Here is a 17,202-nt window from a genome sequence, read left to right on the forward strand (position 1 = left end):
TCCGATTTCTCCGGTGCGATTATATTGCTGAATTACTTTTCTGACAAACCCTTGGGATACTCCTAGATGTTTTGCAATCTCTGAGGAAGTTCTAGGGTCTGCTAGTGCATTGTATATCACCAGCCATTTTTGTTTTTCCCAATGGGATGACGCTAACTTTACTTTCTGCTTGACTGTCTCTAGGTCTAGATGAGGACAGGCTTGCGTTACTTGACTCCTGTACATTTATCTTTGCCAAAGTTCTCTCTATTTAATACTCTACTACCTCTGACCACAACTTAGTATTAGCAGGGCAAAAATCCCATCAATTTCGCCTCGAACGCAGCGACTTACTCGACCAACTGGTTAATCAAGATACCCTATTTGAACATCAAAAATCTGGGGCGCAACACTGTCTAAGAGTAATGCAAGACTTTGGCGTAGTTGTGTGTGCTGATGCTGTAGGTTTGGGGAAAACTCGGTTAGCGGCGGCGGTTGCCAGGTTGTACCGCGAACAAAACGGTCAAGCTAAAATTGCTATTATTGCCGCCAAAAAACTGTTTCCCAACTGGGAAAGAGAATTTGCCGAACTTGGCTTTAAGCCCAACGACTACGAACTATATAACAAAAACTTGATGAGTCGTAAAGGTAGTAGCTTCGGTGAAAACTTCAATCGCTACGGCGGTCCTGACTTAGTAATTATTGATGAAGCTCACGAAGGCATCCGTAACAACAATAACCGCATTCACAAAACTTGCGTAGAATTGCAGCAAAGCGATCGCGCTTCCGGTAGACAACGCCATTTTCTCCTCCTTACCGCCACACCTTGGAATAATAGCCGCAAAGATATTTACAACATCCTTTCTCCTTTTATTAGCCGCCTTGAAGGTTTCAAAGAGCTAGGATTTCCAGCAGAAGTACAAGAGTGGTTTCAAAGGCGGGAAATTGGAGTTGAGAACTTCACCGACAACACCGAACTATTCCGCAGCACATACCGCGAACTATTTTTGCAACGTACCCGCCAAATGTTGCGCGATGCTACGCCAGGCTTGAATATGTACGCCAGACGCATAGCAGAATGGTTGCCTGTCAAGTTTGAAACCAGTACAGAACAGGCGCTAGACCAAATATTTACATCTTTTGAAAGCAGCCTATTTATTCCTTTTGCCGATCCAATTCGTTATTTGAGAGGTAATGTCGAACAGCGCAGTTTATTGCAAAATCAACGCTGCTTTTTCTTGCAACGGGCAGAATCGAGTATGTATGCTTTGCGGCGGACAATTTATAATTTTGGCGATCGCATTCGTCAAATGCAACAGCGTTTAAATAACGTTGAACCAACGGCTGATGGTTTAAAAGAATTTTTACTGCTGCATTATGGTTTTGAGTCGGAGAAGACACAAAGCGAATTTTTTGACTTTAGCGATTCTGAGGCGTGGGATGAAGACGAGGAGGAAGATGAAGAAGAAATTGAGGAAGAACAGCAAAAACGTTCCTCCTTGCGCCGCTCTATCGATTTAGTTACAGATGCTTTGCGATCGCAACCAGACAATGCTCAAGCTATTTATCATCAGATGCTAAACGATTGTGAGGGAGACTTACTTCAGCTAGTCCAAATTCAAAACCTGTTAGCAGGAGAATTTGCAATCGATCATAAAAGAGAGCAAGTTACTCGCAAAGTTCAGGAATTGGTTAGTCAAGGTCATAAAGTGCTACTGATTTCTACCTTCAGCGATACAGTAATTGACTACTACAGTTATATGAAGCGCAATAATGCGATCGCATCTCAAGGAATTGGCATGGTTATCGGTGCAGCTAAAAGCTACTACCAACACGGATCGAATCAGCCTGTTAAAGTTAGTCCGATTAATGCCTTACAAGGCGATCGCAATTATAGGAACATGAAACGGGAGCAAATATTTCGGTTGTTTGCTCCTGCTGCTACTTGTAAAACTATAGATGAACGTCCAAAAAAAGTAGAAGAACTTGTCGTTCTTATTGGCTCAGAAACCCTATCTGTGGGGCAAAATCTCCAAGATGCCGATTACTTAATTAATATCGATTTGCCTTGGAATCCAATGGTTTTAGAGCAGCGCATTGGTAGAATAGATCGCCCCAAACAGCACAAAGTAGAGAATATTTACATCTACTATGCCAATAGCGAAAGCCAACTGCTGCGCCAAGCCAGCCGTTTAACCAATCTGCATAAAAAATTAGTAGGAGAACTAGAAAGCAATAACGGCGCAATCCCTAGTATTTCTAGTGTAGAAAAGTTAGGACCTTCAGTTTACGGCGATACTCTATTTGAGGATGAAGTATTACCAGGATATATAGATTTTCTCGGCAGCTTAGTTAAAGTGCGGCGCATGGAACAGGGTAATTTACAAGAAGAAACTTATCAAAAGCAAGAAACTAGCCGCGATCTCTATACTCATCATGAAATATTACATAGTGAAGAACTAGGCAAGTTAGTTGAGCAATTAGGGGAAGATTATCAAGCGTGTCCAATTAGTTTAGGTCGCTATACAGGAGAACTTGACGAACCAAACGGCTTATTAGCGCTGACAATTGATTATTTTGGACCAAATGGCGAACCAATTAGCGATCGCAGACAGACGCTTTACTGGAACGATCGCACTGGGGAAAAAGATGGTTATGGCATAGCGATCGCAACTGCGTTTAAAACACCTGTGGTAGGCAATATATTTTCTACTAAACACCTACTAGCGAAGTCTCAAAACCTTTACAACCAGCTAGTTGCGCTCAAACAACAACGAGTCACTGAAGTAGAACAACCAGAAACGCTAGAGAATATTACAATTACAAGCGATCGCATTAGCAAAATCAATCGCCGCGTTAGTAACTTCAATAGCTTTCCACCAGGAGTAAATCGAGAAACGGTTAAGGGTGCTTTTAAAAAACTAAATGCTTGGAAAGCACTTAGACAAGTACAAAAGCTTTTGCGCGAGTATACCGATGGAGACAAAGCTCAATTAGATGATATGGTTTTTGTCACTCAGTTAGTAGAAGATACAGACAAGCTCAACTTGATTGTCAGTGATGGTATTAAACCTGCCAGTTTAAAAGTTTCTCTGGCGGCTTTATTGCTCAAAGTCTAAGTTGCCTATCTCCTAAAGAAAAATCGCTCTTTGATATAAAATTAATTTTTCAATATTTGAAGAAAAAGAGACAATATAGAAAAGTAAGAGTTCTTGCGAAGGGTAAAAATATTAATGAACTCGTCAAGACCAGAAAATGTCTGTGGTGGGGTAACTCGTCAGTGTGAAACTAAGGCTATTATTCCGCAACTAGATTCAGCTTATCCACGTCCGCAACTGCAACGTGCCAACTGGCTTAGTCTTAATGGTTTGTGGAAGTTTGCCTATGACGATGAGGGACAATATACTTCACCTCTAGATATTCCTGAGTGGAGTCACTGTATTGAAGTGCCATTTGCGCCGGAATCAATTAGGAGCGGAATTGGCGATACAGGTTTTCATCCCAATTGTTGGTACGATCGCGAATTTGAACTGTTTAAAGATGAAAATCGGGTACTGCTTCACTTTGGGGCGGTAGATTATTGCGCCCGCGTGTGGGTAAACGGTCAGTTTATGGCACTGCATGAAGGCGGATATACGCCTTTTACTGTTGATATTACTTCTGTTTTAAACGAAAACGGCGTACAGCGCGTTACAGTTTGGGCGCAAGACGACCCGCAAGACTTAGCCAAACCACGCGGTAAACAAGATTGGCAGTTGCAACCCCATAGTATTTGGTATCCGCGCACTAGCGGGATTTGGCAGACTGTATGGCTAGAGCGCGTGGGGAAAACGTATCTCGATCGCCTCTGTTGGACTCCCCAATTTGAGCGGTGGGAAATTGGCTTTGAAGCTTTTATCGCTGGACAGCAGCATGATGAAATTCAAGTCAATATCAAACTGAGCGTTGGCGACCAATTGCTAGTAAGCGATCGCTACGAGGTGTTTAACGGAGAATTGCACCGCCGCATTGCCCTTTCTGACCCAGGTATTGACGACTACCGCAACGAATTGCTGTGGTCGCCGGAGAAGCCGACACTGATTGATGCCTATATTCAACTATGGGATAAAAATAATAATCTGCTAGATGAAGTGCGCTCCTACACTGCAATGCGGACAGTGGGGATACAGCGCGATCGCTTTATGCTCAACGGGCGACCTTATTATTTACGCCTAGTGCTAGACCAAGGTTACTGGAGCGATACCTTAATAACTGCACCCTCAGATGAGGCGTTACGGCACGATGTAGAGTTAGTCAAAAGTATGGGCTTTAATGGTGTCCGCAAGCACCAAAAGATTGAAGATCCCCGCTTTTTATATTGGGCAGATGTATTAGGATTGTTAGTTTGGGAAGAAATGCCTAGCGCTTATCGCTTCACGCCTACAGCCGTAGAACGGATTACCCGCGAGTGGACGGAGGTAATTAAGCGCGATGCCAGCCATCCGTGCATTGTCGTGTGGGTTCCCTTTAATGAATCTTGGGGAGTGCCTAATTTAGTTGAAACTGCGGCGCATCGCAACTATGTTTTAGCGCTGTATCACTTGACTAAAACCTTAGATTCAACGCGGCTAGTAATTGGTAATGATGGTTGGGAAAGTACCGATACGGATATTATTGCCATCCACGACTACGACAACAAACCGCAGAGGTTATTTAAACGCTACGGGCAGAATGTAAAGTTAGCAGATTTATTTGATCGCCAGCGTCCAGGAGGGCGCGTTCTAACTCTTGATGGCTATCCCCATCACGGACAGCCTGTAATGCTAACGGAATTTGGCGGCATAGCCTACACCCCACCTCTAGACAATATTGAAGTTGATAAAACTTGGGGATACGTGCGCTCCAACAATATCTCCGAGCTACAAATAAGGTATGAGGCACTGCTAAGGGCGGTAAACAAAATAGAGATGTTTAGCGGCTTTTGCTATACCCAGCTTACCGATACTTTCCAGGAAGCTAATGGCTTATTGTATATCGATCGCACGCCCAAGTTTCCCATAGAGGCGATCGCAGAGGCAACTAGAGGAGAAGAGAAGGAGGATGATGTATTTCCAGGAACTGTTAAAACCGGATGGGCGCAAGCTGACTCTATACAGTCGCTCCCCCATTGATGAAGGCATTATTGCCCCTAGTCCTAGTAACGAAAAAGTCGCTGCAAACCCGCATTTGCGCTGGCATCCTTTACGCGGCGAATGGGTAGCTTATGCTAGTCACCGTCAGGGGCGGACTTTTATGCCTCCGCCCCAGTATAATCCTCTAGCACCTACTACAGATTCACAATTTCCTACCGAACTTCCCCAAGGGCGCTATGACATAGCTGTATTTGATAATCGTTTTCCGTCCCTGACGATAGAATCTCACGATCCGCCAGCATCTATTGTCGAGACGCTCCCAGCTAACGGGACTTGTGAAGTAGTGGTATTTACTCAAGACCCCCAAACTGCTCTTAGCTTGTTGGAACTAGATAGACTAGATTTGCTACTGCAAGTGTGGGGCGATCGCACTTTTAAAGCGCCGCCACAAATTCAGTATGTTTTACCCTTTGAAAATCGCGGTGTAGAGGTAGGGGTAACTTTACACCATCCTCACGGGCAGATATACTCTTATCCTTTTGTGCCGCCAGTTCCAGCACGGATGCTGGAGTGTCAGTTGGCGTATTACCAACAGCATCAAAGTTCTTTGCTGCCAGATTTGATTCAAAAAGAGATAGCTGCAAACGAGCGGGTTATTTATCTGGATGAATATGCGATCGCTTTTGTGCCTGTATGCGCCCGCTACCCTTACGAAGTCTGGATTGCGCCTATTGCCCCCGTTGCCACATTGAACGATCTAAGTGTAGAGCAACGTTTCGCGCTTGCCAAAGCGCTCAAAACTGTAACTCTCAAGTATGACGGCTTGTGGAATCGCCCTTTTCCTTATTTGATGGCATGGTTTCAAGCGCCTATTGATGGTCAACCGCATCCCGAATTTCAGTTACACGCCGAGTTTTACCCGCCGCTAAGGACAAAAGATCGGCTCAAGTATCTAGCGGGAACTGAACTCGCAGCCGGAATGTTTGCTAATGACACGCTACCAGAGGAAAAGGCAAAGGAACTACAAGCGGTAGTTGTCAATATTGAAACGCCAGTAAAAGTATGAATGCTGAAGTTGCTGCCAAGTTAGAGTTAATTCGTCAAGTCTTAGTTACCGCCGAGGTTGTCGGTGTCCGTCTTAAAGGCACTGATTGGTTTGCTTGGGTAACTGCTGGTGCTTCTAATACTGTACTGCTGACAGCAGAAACGGGAGTAGCAGAAGTATTAGTTACTGCCCAAGATGCTTGGGTATTGACAGATGAAATTGAAGCGCAACGCTTGCAGGATGAGGAATTGCCTGCAAACTTTCAACTGCACGTCAATCCTTGGGCGGATGGTGCTGTGCGGGAAAAGTTTTTACGCGAGGCTACTAATGGAGGGAAGGTATGTAGCGATCGCCCAACTGCTGCGGAAACTGCTCTACCTGGCTCACTTGTAACCTATAAACGAGTGTTGATGCAGGGCGAACTAGAACGCTATCGTCAAGTAGGAAGTAAAGCCAGCGCAGCGATGACAGAGGTGTTATCTAGCGCCAAACCTACATGGACAGAATACCAACTAGCCGGGGCAGGTGCTGAAGCCTTGTGGGCGAGGGGGTTGCATCCAGCTTTAACATTGGTAGCAGGAGAGAGGCGTTTACCGTTATATCGCCATGCTACTCCTAGTAATGAGGCGATTTCTCAAGTAGCGATGATGGTATTTTGTGCTAGAGGTTACGGCTTGTATGCGAATCTTACAAGGTTTGTGTGTTTTGGAGGGAAAAATGAATATTCCCAGTTGCATCAGCATATAAGGGAAATTGAAGCCCAAGCCTTGAACTTATGCAAACCTGGCGTACCGCTCAACGCAGTTTACCAAGAATTGAAACAGGCTTACGAACAGCATGGGTATTTGCAAGCTATCCGCGAACACCACCAAGGCGGAACTTGCGGCTATTTAGCTAGAGAAATTGTTGCTAATCCCTCTACTACCGATACTTTGACAGCAAACATGGCTGTAGCTTGGAATCCAAGTTTACCTGGAGCAAAGATTGAGGATACTTTTGTGCTGTTAGAAGATGGCAAATTAGAAAATCTCACTTTCGATCCAAATTTTCCTAGTGTAGAAATAGCAGGGAGAATGCGCCCTGTTCCTTTAGAAATTACTTAAGATTATGGATTTTCAACAAATATTTGGGACAAAGCCAGAATCCCAAGCTACTGCACCAGGGCGAGTAAATTTGCTGGGCGAACATACTGATTATAATGATGGGTTTGTATTACCTATTGCTATTCCCCAACGCACAAAAGTAGAGCTAGGTTTTAGCCCTGATACCCAGCACCACTTTTATTCCCAAGAATTAGAGGAAATGGTGAGCGTTGCTAATAGAAGTCGCACTCCTGAAGGATTTGCTAGTTATATATTTGGCTGCATCCAACTTTTAGCAAAAGAAGGTTACAACATCCCGCCTGTAAACCTGTACGTTACGTCTACCGTACCAATCGGTGTAGGCTTATCTAGTAGCGCGGCCTTGGAAGTTGCAACGCTAAAAGGATTGCGCAGTTTGCTTAATCTCCCGCTTGATGACGTGGAAATTGCCCAAATCGGACAACAAGCCGAAATTCAGTATGCAGGCTTAAATTGCGGCGTTATGGATCAAATGGCATCTAGTCTTGCTGATACTCATTCGATGCTATTTCTCGATACTCGCACCCTCGAACGGCGCACACTCCAATTGCCCGCAGGAGGGGAAATTTTAGTTATAGATAGTGGCGTGCATCACGAACTAGCAGCAGGTAGCGGCTACAATCAACGTCGGGCTGAATGCGAAGAAGCGGCGCGGCTATTGGGAGTAAAAGCACTTAGAGATATTACCGATCTCCAAGTTGCAGATTCGTTACCAGAACCACTTTGTCGCCGCGCTCGTCATGTAATTAGTGAAAATAACCGCGTGTTAGAAGCGGTGACGGGAGTCTCTGTTACACACTTTGGCGAACTGATGAATGCTTCTCACGCTAGTCAACGCGACGATTATGAAGTCTCTGTTCCTGAAGTAGATGCCTTAGTAGATATATTACAAAAAACTGCGGGAGTATTTGGCGCTCGTTTAACTGGTGGCGGTTTTGGCGGTGCTTGCGTTGCTTTGATAAAAGAGGGTAAAAGTGCGATCGCAACTGATGTTCTTAGACAATATAGCCAATTAGGTTACAAAGGACAAGTGTTAGTTGCTGCCAAATAGAATAGGTTGTACGTACATGGTATAGTGCCTTATTCTGGTTTTTTGTTTTATTACTTCTCGCTGCCCTTAGATTTGTTGTGGTGTCCAGGTCGGACCCTGACAGCGAGGGCCAACTTCTGTCCAGATCAACCGATCGATGAACATCCGGCGTGCTGTCATTTCTTTATCCCAGGCATGATAGATCATATAGTCCTGACCATCAAGGCTCACTGCCATCGAATTATGACCAGGACCTAATACGTAGCCAGAAATTGATCGCAGCACTCGCGGTCCCGATTCATTCCCAGCATCGGAGTAGGGACCCATCACCTGCTTAGCAACTCCATAATCAACCCCGTAACTCTCCGTTTCCCAACGCCCACCACTGTAAAAGCAGTAGTATCGGTTTTCGTGTTTGCGAATACAGGGTCCTTCTAAGGTATGCCAATCGTAGACAGCACCATACATCGGACGATTGGCTAAAAACCTTTGCCAATCATGCCTGGCACGTAAAACAACTCTAGTTTCTCTCGCTAATTTCGTCATCGTCAGCAGACGATCGACCACCAGTGCCGTTCCTGCCCGAACGCCATCTTCTGTATCTAGAAAATCCTGGGCGTAGAAAAGATACCACTGCCCGTCATCGTCCTGGAAAGGGCTAGGATCGATCGCAAACGGACAAGTTTCGGGATCGACTAATGGCTCACCTACATCCTGATACGGACCTAAAGGTTCAGGACTAATAGCAACCCGTAGCTGATGATTTTTATCTTCATGCCCAACGGAATAGTAAAGGTAGAAAGTACCATCGTGGTAAGCAATTTCCGGGGCCCAAAAGTTATCTCCCAGTGCGCGATCGGGACGCAGCAGAGCGTTTCCGGCAAACTGCCAGTTGAATAAATCACCCGACTTTAGCAGGGGAAAGACTCGCTGCCCGTGGTTCTCATCTACCTGCCCTGCGGCTTCTGCAGAACCTGTCCCGATTGCGTAATAGATACCCTGATGCTGCCAAACAAATGGATCGGCAAAGTAATCTGGATAAACCGGATTAGTATAAGTCTGTGTTGACATCAATACTGGAAGTTTATGTAGGTTTCTATCGCCTCCTTAGGCAACTGCTCCACGGTTTGACACCGAAGCAACTGCTGAAGGTGGGGCGATAAGCCATTATAGTAATCCTGCTTAAGAGTTAAATCTACCTTGTGGGTGTGGAGCCAGTGCATGACGTAACCCATCACAATCATCGGGCGTGGCTGCGGTGTGAGGTTAGGGGTACCTCGATGCAGTGCTAGGGGCGATCGCACCATCACATCTCCCGGCTGCATTAAAAATTGCTCCATGGCAATTTCCCCAGCGCGAAGCTTGACCAATCCCTCCTCACGCGGCATTACGTGAGTTCCTCGCGCCATCTCAAACGGGCTATTTTCGGCAGTCACTTCAACTAGGGGAAAATTAACTGCTAGTGCATAGAGCGGCGTAACAATGCGATCGCAAAATAGTGGACGGAAATCACGATGGATTTCCTGATACTCAGATCCCTGCATGGGGATGTCTGCCCCTAGCTGAACCAGCTTGTATTCTTGATAAAATACGCGATTGAGTACGCCCAAAATAGTTGGGTTGGCAAACACTGCCGGATTGGCAAAGGGTGCTACCCAAGGCAATGTGACATAGCCGCGAGCAGTTCCTCTAGGAGCTACTCCACCTGGTCGCTGCAACCGCTCTTGAAATAAAGCATCAAAAGCAACTGCCCACTCTTCAATCAGTTTTCGCTCAAATAGTCCGCGAATCACACAAATTCCGTCTCGATTTAGCTCCTCTGCAAACCCATCTAAATCAACTTCTGTAAAGGTTGCAGTACCTAGACTATGAACCATCTTGCTGCCTGCTCCAATTTGGAATCCTGGGGCTACATTTTGCCCTACTAAAAGGCAAAATGTAGCCTAATGTACTATTTCTATTTTCCCCAAATTTAGATACAAAATAGCACTGGCAGGGTCAACTGTTTAAAAATTTCAATTTCCTTTAGTAGCTACCGCGCCCTCAAGTTCTTTCCCTTTTCAGCGCACTAACGCCTTAAGATGCGAACTAGGGTTTATTAACTTTGATATTGATGTCTTTAGACAATACAGCGAATTAGGTTACACAGGACAAGTGTTAGTTGCTGCCAAATAGAAGTGAAGTATTGAGGCGATCGCGCTCAGTATAATTTCTTTGCTTGCTCAATGCTATTTATTTGCAAACTTGTATCGAGAAACACAGATAAGTTTAAAACTAAACTCAACTTTAGATAGTCTTTGACCAAGATAGCGGATAGCTAGTATTAAAGCCGATTGCATAAGTAAAGAAAAGCCAATTTCGCCGAGGGACGTGAAGTTGAGTAGTGCTTGCACTTATGTCTAAGCCTGGGATACTAACCTAAATTTGTTTTGAATTGGAGAAAAATTATGGCATTAATTCATTGGGAACCATTCCGAGAAATTGAAAGTATGCAGTGACAAATGAATCGACTGTTTGACCAAATGACGACTTATAACGGTGGACTTGGAAACGATGGCGATCGCATTGATAGCATGAGTATGATGCCTGCTACGGAAATTCATGAAACTCCTAATGAGGTGAAGTTAAAAGTCGAAGTTCCAGGGGTTGAAGCGAACGATCTTGATGTGAAAGTTTCAGCAGAAGCAGTAGCAATTCAAGGAGAACGGAAAACAGAAATTAAACACGAAGACAAAGGTATGCGTCGCTCTGAGTTTCGCTACGGTAGCTTTGCACGAGTTATTCCTTTGCCTGCTCGAATTCAAAATGACAAAGTTCAAGCGGAGTTTAAGAACGGAGTGTTGTGTTTGACACTCCCCAAAGCTGAGGAAGAAAAAAATCGAGTTGTAACTGTTAGTTTACAAGAGCAAAACCAGCAAGGGCAAATTTCCCAAGGACAACCCTCACAAAACGAAAATCAAACCCAGATGGCTAACAATTAATTAGTTGGTTATGGGGTAAGGGGTAAAGGGAAATTTTTACCCTTTACCCCTTTTTCGCTCGAAAGTGCCTTTTCAGAGCGTTAGCAGAACCTACTCAAGCGCTTTTTCCTGAAGGTAACGCGCGATCGCATTATCAAGCGAAGGCAGCAATAAGCCTCGATTACTACCAAGAACGCTATAAGTGGGGCGTTGAGCCATAAATCCAAGCTCTTGCGTGGGACGAGCAATTATTTTACTGCCATCTACACCAGCTTGTTTTGCAGCTAATTTTGCTAAATCTGCCCAAGCGATCGCGCCTTGGTTTGCTAAATGCCATAAGCCACACTCGCCGTCAATAAATAGATCCAAGCTAGCGTTAACTAAATCGGGAACGTAGGTAGGCGAAACGATCGCATCATCTGCGGCAATAAAGGTATGCCCAGCCGCTAATTCACGTAATGCGATGGTAACAAAGTTGTATTCATCCCAAGGGCTAAAAAATGCACTGGTGCGGACTACTAGCGACGAAGGATTGGCAGCTAGAACTTTCTCCTCGGCGATTACTTTACTGCGCCCATACACATTTAAAGGGGCAACAGGATCGCTTTCGGTATAAGGAGTAGATAAACTGCCATCAAATACTAAGTCTGAAGAAAATGTTAGCAAGGGAATTTCACGCTTGGCACAAGCAGCAGCAAGGATTGCTGCACCCTCAGCGTTTGCAAGCAAGCAAGCATCAACTTCGCGTTCGGCATCATCTACTCGGACATATCCAGCAGCGTTGACCACTGCCCAAGGATCAAGCTCGCTTAGTGCCGCCTCTACAGATGCAGGATTAGTAATATCTATTCGTTGACGCGATAGCAACCTATAGAAAATACCTCGCAGTTCGCACAACCTGGCAAAAGCTTGTCCTAGCGTTCCTGTGGCTCCTACTATAGCAAGTGGTCGTATTAGGGAGGGGCGAATATTTTTGTCTGTTGCTGGCTCTAACGTGCAACTTACAGGCGGATACAATAACCGCTCTTGCCGATGCCACCAGCCAGGTCTATCTAGTAATGGATGGTTTGGGGCGATGCCTTGGGCTAAATTTGCGATCGCCCGCGCTAGTGCCGTAGGGCGTGGGTGAGGCGATCGCAAATCAAATACACCTGGTTCGTAGTAACCATCAAAGCGAGTGAGCAAGCTATCCCAGTCGTATGCACCTAAAAGCGACCAAGCAGTAATAGCGCGGACATCTACTCCTTTATGTTTTTGCTCGTTTGCTGAATGCCAAACTTCATACAGCCATCGCAATTGTTCTTCGCGAGTGCAGCCAAGATGTACCTCAGTTACAGCCAAGGGCAAACTATAGCGCTGCCACGCGGATTGTAGCAATTTACCTACTCCCGTAGTACCTTCAGCGCAAACTCTAACAGCTTCTATATCTGCGTATGCGTGCTGTCCGTTGCCGCCATGAGCCGATTTTGGGTAGCGCTCTAAACGCTCGTCTAAAAAGCGATCGCTTGTCAGATAATGGTTAATCCCCATAATATCGGGCGGACAAGGATTGTCCAAAAACCAATTTAGTTCGTCTTCTGTAATCCCAGCCGAACGCAAGTAATCCCATGTTGAGCGATCACGATTTAAACGTCCGCACAGCAAATCAAAGCTCAACCAACGGCGTTCGTTTTCTAGTTCTGCTTGATATGCCAATAACGGCGTACTAAAAATCTGCCCCAAATCGTCAGTTTGCACGAGTTGGGCGTTGGGGTTGACTTCCCTGATTGCTTGCATAGATAGAGCGATCGCGCGGCATTGATTTAGCAACGCACGAGCAAAAGTTAAGTCATCTCTGCCATGAGGATACCAGTGTCCGTACAACCCGCTAAATCTAGCTGTAGTCAAGGGTTCGTTGACGGGCGTGTAGTGACTTATCCAAGGATAGCGCTGTGCAACCATCCGCGCAAACACAGCCAATTTTTCTGGGAACGCCAGATCGACCAAGCTAGTATATCTAGGACCGCTACCGTGATGGACTAAACCGACAATCGGGCAAATACCAAGTTCTTGCAACTTCTTCAGCCGAACGTCTGCCCACGACCAATTAGGTTCCTCTAAGCTATGGGGTGCAGTCCGCTCCCACAGTACAGGGTAACGTATAGCACTTATCCCCAGTTCGGCAAATAATTCTAGGTCTTCTAAGCGCGTAGCATGACCGTTTCGCTCTAACTGGTCGCCATATTCATCACCTACTCGATTAACCGTACACTCTAAACCAGCCCAAATTTCCAAAGGCGGAGTATTCAGCAATTGCGAACTCATCTACATCCTCTTACAAGCGCATATTAGCCTTTTTGCCAAAGTCAGTTAAGGGAAGATTAACAATTAGAACTCTGGCACGAATTCACTTCCTCGCCCCCTAAATCCCCCAACTTTGGGGGACTTCAGATCCGGTTCCCCCCAGAATTGGGGAGCCATTACGCCCGTCGGGTTTCCCGGATTGAAGCATCTGGCGTGGGTTAGGGGGGCAAAAGATCGCACTCCACAACAGGTCTATTATCAGAGATTGAATTTTCCTTTAACCCTTCCCCTATTTTTTGCTACTAACTTGCTTGTAAACCGTTAAAGCTTGAGCGACAACTTGATCCATGTTGTAATACTTGTAAGTCGCCAGCCTGCCGACGAAATGCACGTTAGCAGTAGCATCAGCTAAAGCCTTGTATTTTTTGTAAATTTCCGCATTTTCAGAGCGCGGTACGGGATAGTAAGGATCTCCTTCCTCGCGGGGAAACTCGTAAACAATGCTAGTTTTGTTGTGTTCTTGCCCTGTTAAGTATTTAAACTCGGTGACGCGAGTATAAAGTTGTTCGTTGGGATAGTTAATTACTGGCGCTGATTGATGCACGGCAGTATTGTGTGTTTCGTGCTTGAACTCCAGCGAACGATAGGGCAACTTGCCGTAGCGAAAATCAAAAAACTCATCAACTGGTCCCGAATAAATCGTCTCCCGACAAGGAATCGCCTTCTCAATCTCCCGATAATCGGTATTGAGCATAATTTTGATATTCGGGTGCGACAGCATATTCTCGAACATCCGCGTATAACCATGCAAAGGCATTGCTTGGTAGGTATCGGTAAAATAGCGATCATCGCGGTTGGTGCGAGTAGGAACGCGCGCAGTTACCGATCTATCTAATTCAGATGGATCTAGTCCCCATTGCTTGCGCGTATAGTTGCGAAAGAACTTTTCGTATAGTTCCCTACCTACTTTGCTAACGACAACATCCTCGGAAGTTACGATTTGTTCTTTGGGTTCAGCTACCGATGCAAAAAATTCTTCGACTTGGAATGAATTGAGCGATAACCCGTACAGCTTATTAATTGTGTCGAGATTGATCGGAATGGGTACGAGTTGACCGTCTACACTAGCTAAAACGCGATGCTGATAATTGCGCCATTCGGTAAATTGCGATAAGTATTCAAAGACTTCACGGCTGTTGGTATGGAAGATATGGGGACCATATTTGTGAACGAGAATGCCTGCATTGTCGTAATGGTCGTAAGCATTGCCGCCGATGTGCGATCGCTTATCAACAATCAGCACTTTTTTCCCCAACTGCGTTGCTAACCTTTCTGCCAGGACGCTGCCAGAAAAACCTGCTCCTACTATCAAATAATCAAATAAATATTCTCTAGTAACAATGCTGGGCGGCTCAATTGTTGGCGATTGCGTATTATCTTGTCCGCGCGTTGCTAAAGCCGAATCAATCAGTTTCACCATTGATGCCCAACTGCGATCCCAAGAAATCTGTTCTAAGAAAGTATCAACGCGCGATCGCCACCCTGATCCTGCTAAGTCTTCTTGCATTACATTTTGGGCAGCAGCAACAAACTCGCTCACGCTGTCGGCAATCTCTACTAAGTTTTCTTGCCCATAGGGACGGACAACATCGCGAATTGAGGTAGATACTACAGGCTTACCTGCGGCTAAATATTCAGGAGTTTTTGTTGGACTAATAAAACGGGTTGACTCGTTGCGGGCAAATGGCAGCATTGCCACATCCCACCCAGCTAAATAATTTGGTAACTCTTGATAGTCTTTACTACCTAAGTAATGAATATTTTCGCCTTGGGGTAGCATTGCACTGTCAATTTTCACTACTGGTCCAATCATGACCAAGTGCCAATCTGGTCTAGCGGCGGCAATTCCAGCTAATAGTTCGAGATCCATGCGCTCGTCGATCACGCCATAAAATCCTAAGCGCGGATGCGGAATGTTTGCTTGATCTGCTGGTTCTTGAGTGATGTTTCTTGCTTGTGCAAAGTGGGGTACATCTACACTACTAGGAAATGAATAAACGTTAGGATGGCGATCTCGTTTGGCTTCATAAAGACTCTGCCCTCCTGTAAATACTAAGTCTGCACGGTGAAACAACTGGGCTTCGTTGTTCTTAAGGGTAGGCGATGCGCCTTTGAATGCAGATAATTCATCCATGCAATCGTACACAATCGCCAATGGTTGCAAATGCTCGGTAAACGACAAAGCCATCGGCGTGTAGTACCAGCAGATATACTGCTCGATTTGGTACTGGGCAAATAATCCATCAATCAATAACTTTTGGGCGGCGGTGACTTCTTCACTGCTCAAAGCTTCGTTCAAATGTGGCACTATTACCAGCACTCCGCTCTCGTGAGAACTGATATCAAGCCTGCCTACGGGATCGTTGCTTAGTATCGGTTCTTCGATAAAAAATACCCGTCTTCCTTGGGCGCAACGGCTAAGTAGATGTTGAGGTCTTTGGAAAACAAAATTCCACCGCAAATGAGATAAGCAAACTAAATCTGGCGCAGTTGTAAAGGTCTTTGTTGCTTGATTTTTTTGCTGAGATGCAGATATTTGCGATGATTCAGAGAGAGTAGCTAAACGATTCTCTCGCATTTTTGTCGTGCTAACTTTGTTACCACCATTATTGTCTATCTTTGCTTTCTCTCGCGGCATATTTTATCTCAACCAGTTATTTATCGATTTAATTTTGACGAATTTGGACTAAAGTTTTGTCGATAAAATCTTGATGACTTTATGAGCAAATTTCTAGTATATTGATGGAAATTCAGCAAAAGCTTACCTATTAATTAGGTGAAAGAATTTAAAGCTATAGTATGCAAACACGATACTGAGAGCTACTTGTAAGCTTTTTTAGCATTTAGCTATTGCCAAATCTTGATTGTGCTAAGCATTATAATAATTATTCTCTAGAGATACATCTTCCACTAGAGAGACAAGTTGTTAAAAATATAATAGTTACTAGGTAAAGTCATTTGATAATTTTAAATACATAGTTTGATAATTATCTGCGTTAAGCTAGTATTGTATTTAAGTTATGGATAGAAAGAGAGCTATCTAAACAAGATAACTCTCCTGATAAGCTAAAAATTCTCAAACCAGTTCAAATCGAGTAAAAAAGATTAGTTGCCACCAGATTGAACAGATTTATTGTGAATATTAGTATCTTCTTGTTTTAACTTCCATTCGCCACTGTTAGTTTGTTCGTAGCTGTCTTTAAGACTATTCCAGCCTACGCTGAGGGCTGCTTCTTCACTCATCCCATCTTCTTTAGCGCTACCAAATGCAGCAAGAAAAATTTGTTGAGCGTGTTCGGGAAGTTGTTTGATTTCTAAAGGTAATTCAGGCGATTGACTTTGAGACATAAATTTAATCCTACAATCTAGACTAAGAATCAATTTAAAAAATTATTCCCAAAATTTCCTCTTTCTAGATTATTAGAATAAACTATTAACTGATGAGTCTTAAGGATTACTTTCGATTAAAAATAGTTGTAGTTGGCGATACAATAATCAAAAATAAATAGTATTAGCTTCTTATTTAATTACCATACCAGTAAAGTTCTTTAAGCTTATTCCCAAGGAATTATCTCGTAATACATATTCCTATACAAACCTTTTTACAAGAATA

General features: G+C 44.5%; 10 protein-coding genes and 2 pseudogenes. 6 read left to right on the top strand and 6 right to left on the bottom strand.

Features of this window, described 5'->3' with window-relative positions; translation table 11 throughout:
- Nucleotides 1-225 (bottom strand): annotated as a pseudogene (locus AC2VE5_RS11300) (helix-turn-helix domain-containing protein); the annotation flags it as partial.
- A 35-nt stretch (nucleotides 226-260) separates the two neighbouring features.
- Between AC2VE5_RS11300 and AC2VE5_RS11305 the strand changes: the two are divergent.
- The 5 genes and pseudogenes from AC2VE5_RS11305 to galK all read left to right on the top strand — a co-directional run.
- Nucleotides 261-3,098: pseudogene (locus AC2VE5_RS11305) on the top strand (helicase-related protein); the annotation flags it as partial.
- 114 nt (nucleotides 3,099-3,212) lie between these two features.
- Complete coding sequence (locus tag AC2VE5_RS11310) at nucleotides 3,213-5,129, top strand: glycoside hydrolase family 2 protein (protein ID WP_486887846.1); 1,917 nt, start codon at nucleotides 3,213-3,215, stop codon at nucleotides 5,127-5,129.
- The gene (gene galT, locus AC2VE5_RS11315) at nucleotides 5,062-6,156 is read left to right on the top strand and encodes a galactose-1-phosphate uridylyltransferase (protein WP_486887886.1); all 1,095 of its coding nucleotides are present in this window, start codon (nucleotides 5,062-5,064) and stop codon (nucleotides 6,154-6,156) included. Before AC2VE5_RS11310 ends, galT begins: the two co-directional genes overlap by 68 nt.
- Entirely contained in the window at nucleotides 6,153-7,238 is a 1,086-nt protein-coding gene (locus AC2VE5_RS11320; RefSeq protein WP_486887847.1) for a M24 family metallopeptidase, read from the top strand. The genes galT and AC2VE5_RS11320 overlap by 4 nt, the downstream gene beginning before the upstream one ends.
- A gap of 4 nt (nucleotides 7,239-7,242) precedes the next feature.
- Nucleotides 7,243-8,307, top strand: coding sequence for a galactokinase (galK, locus tag AC2VE5_RS11325; protein WP_486887848.1), 1,065 nt, complete (start codon nucleotides 7,243-7,245; stop codon nucleotides 8,305-8,307).
- A gap of 66 nt (nucleotides 8,308-8,373) precedes the next feature.
- Here galK and AC2VE5_RS11330 read toward each other — a convergent pair whose 3' ends face one another.
- Both AC2VE5_RS11330 and AC2VE5_RS11335 read right to left on the bottom strand, forming a co-directional pair.
- A complete protein-coding gene (locus AC2VE5_RS11330; protein WP_486887887.1) occupies nucleotides 8,374-9,357 on the bottom strand; it encodes a glycoside hydrolase family 43 protein in 984 nt (327 codons plus the stop codon).
- Complete coding sequence (locus tag AC2VE5_RS11335; protein ID WP_486887849.1) at nucleotides 9,357-10,163, bottom strand: phytanoyl-CoA dioxygenase family protein; 807 nt, start codon at nucleotides 10,161-10,163, stop codon at nucleotides 9,357-9,359. Before AC2VE5_RS11335 ends, AC2VE5_RS11330 begins: the two co-directional genes overlap by 1 nt.
- Nucleotides 10,164-10,787: 624 nt before the next feature.
- On the opposite strand from AC2VE5_RS11335, the gene AC2VE5_RS11340 reads away from it, so the two are divergent.
- Nucleotides 10,788-11,267 (top strand): Hsp20/alpha crystallin family protein, encoded by a 480-nt coding sequence (locus tag AC2VE5_RS11340; RefSeq protein WP_486887850.1) that lies wholly within the window; start codon nucleotides 10,788-10,790, stop codon nucleotides 11,265-11,267.
- Between the two features lie 90 nt (nucleotides 11,268-11,357).
- Here AC2VE5_RS11340 and AC2VE5_RS11345 read toward each other — a convergent pair whose 3' ends face one another.
- The 3 genes from AC2VE5_RS11345 to AC2VE5_RS11355 all read right to left on the bottom strand — a co-directional run bounded on the left by AC2VE5_RS11345 (nucleotide 11,358) and on the right by AC2VE5_RS11355 (nucleotide 16,937).
- Nucleotides 11,358-13,550 carry a family 1 glycosylhydrolase gene (locus tag AC2VE5_RS11345; RefSeq protein WP_486887851.1) on the bottom strand — a complete coding sequence of 731 codons (2,193 nt, stop codon included), beginning with the start codon at nucleotides 13,548-13,550 and terminating at the stop codon, nucleotides 11,358-11,360.
- Between the two features lie 268 nt (nucleotides 13,551-13,818).
- The gene (glf, locus tag AC2VE5_RS11350; protein ID WP_486887852.1) at nucleotides 13,819-16,227 is read right to left on the bottom strand and encodes a UDP-galactopyranose mutase; all 2,409 of its coding nucleotides are present in this window, start codon (nucleotides 16,225-16,227) and stop codon (nucleotides 13,819-13,821) included.
- Nucleotides 16,228-16,694: 467 nt separating this feature from the next.
- Nucleotides 16,695-16,937: a ChaB family protein gene (locus AC2VE5_RS11355; protein ID WP_486887853.1), complete on the bottom strand. Its 243-nt coding sequence runs from the start codon at nucleotides 16,935-16,937 to the stop codon at nucleotides 16,695-16,697.
- Between the last annotated feature and the right edge of the window lie 265 nt (nucleotides 16,938-17,202).

The organism is Aliterella sp. E5.1 (assembly GCF_057473825.1).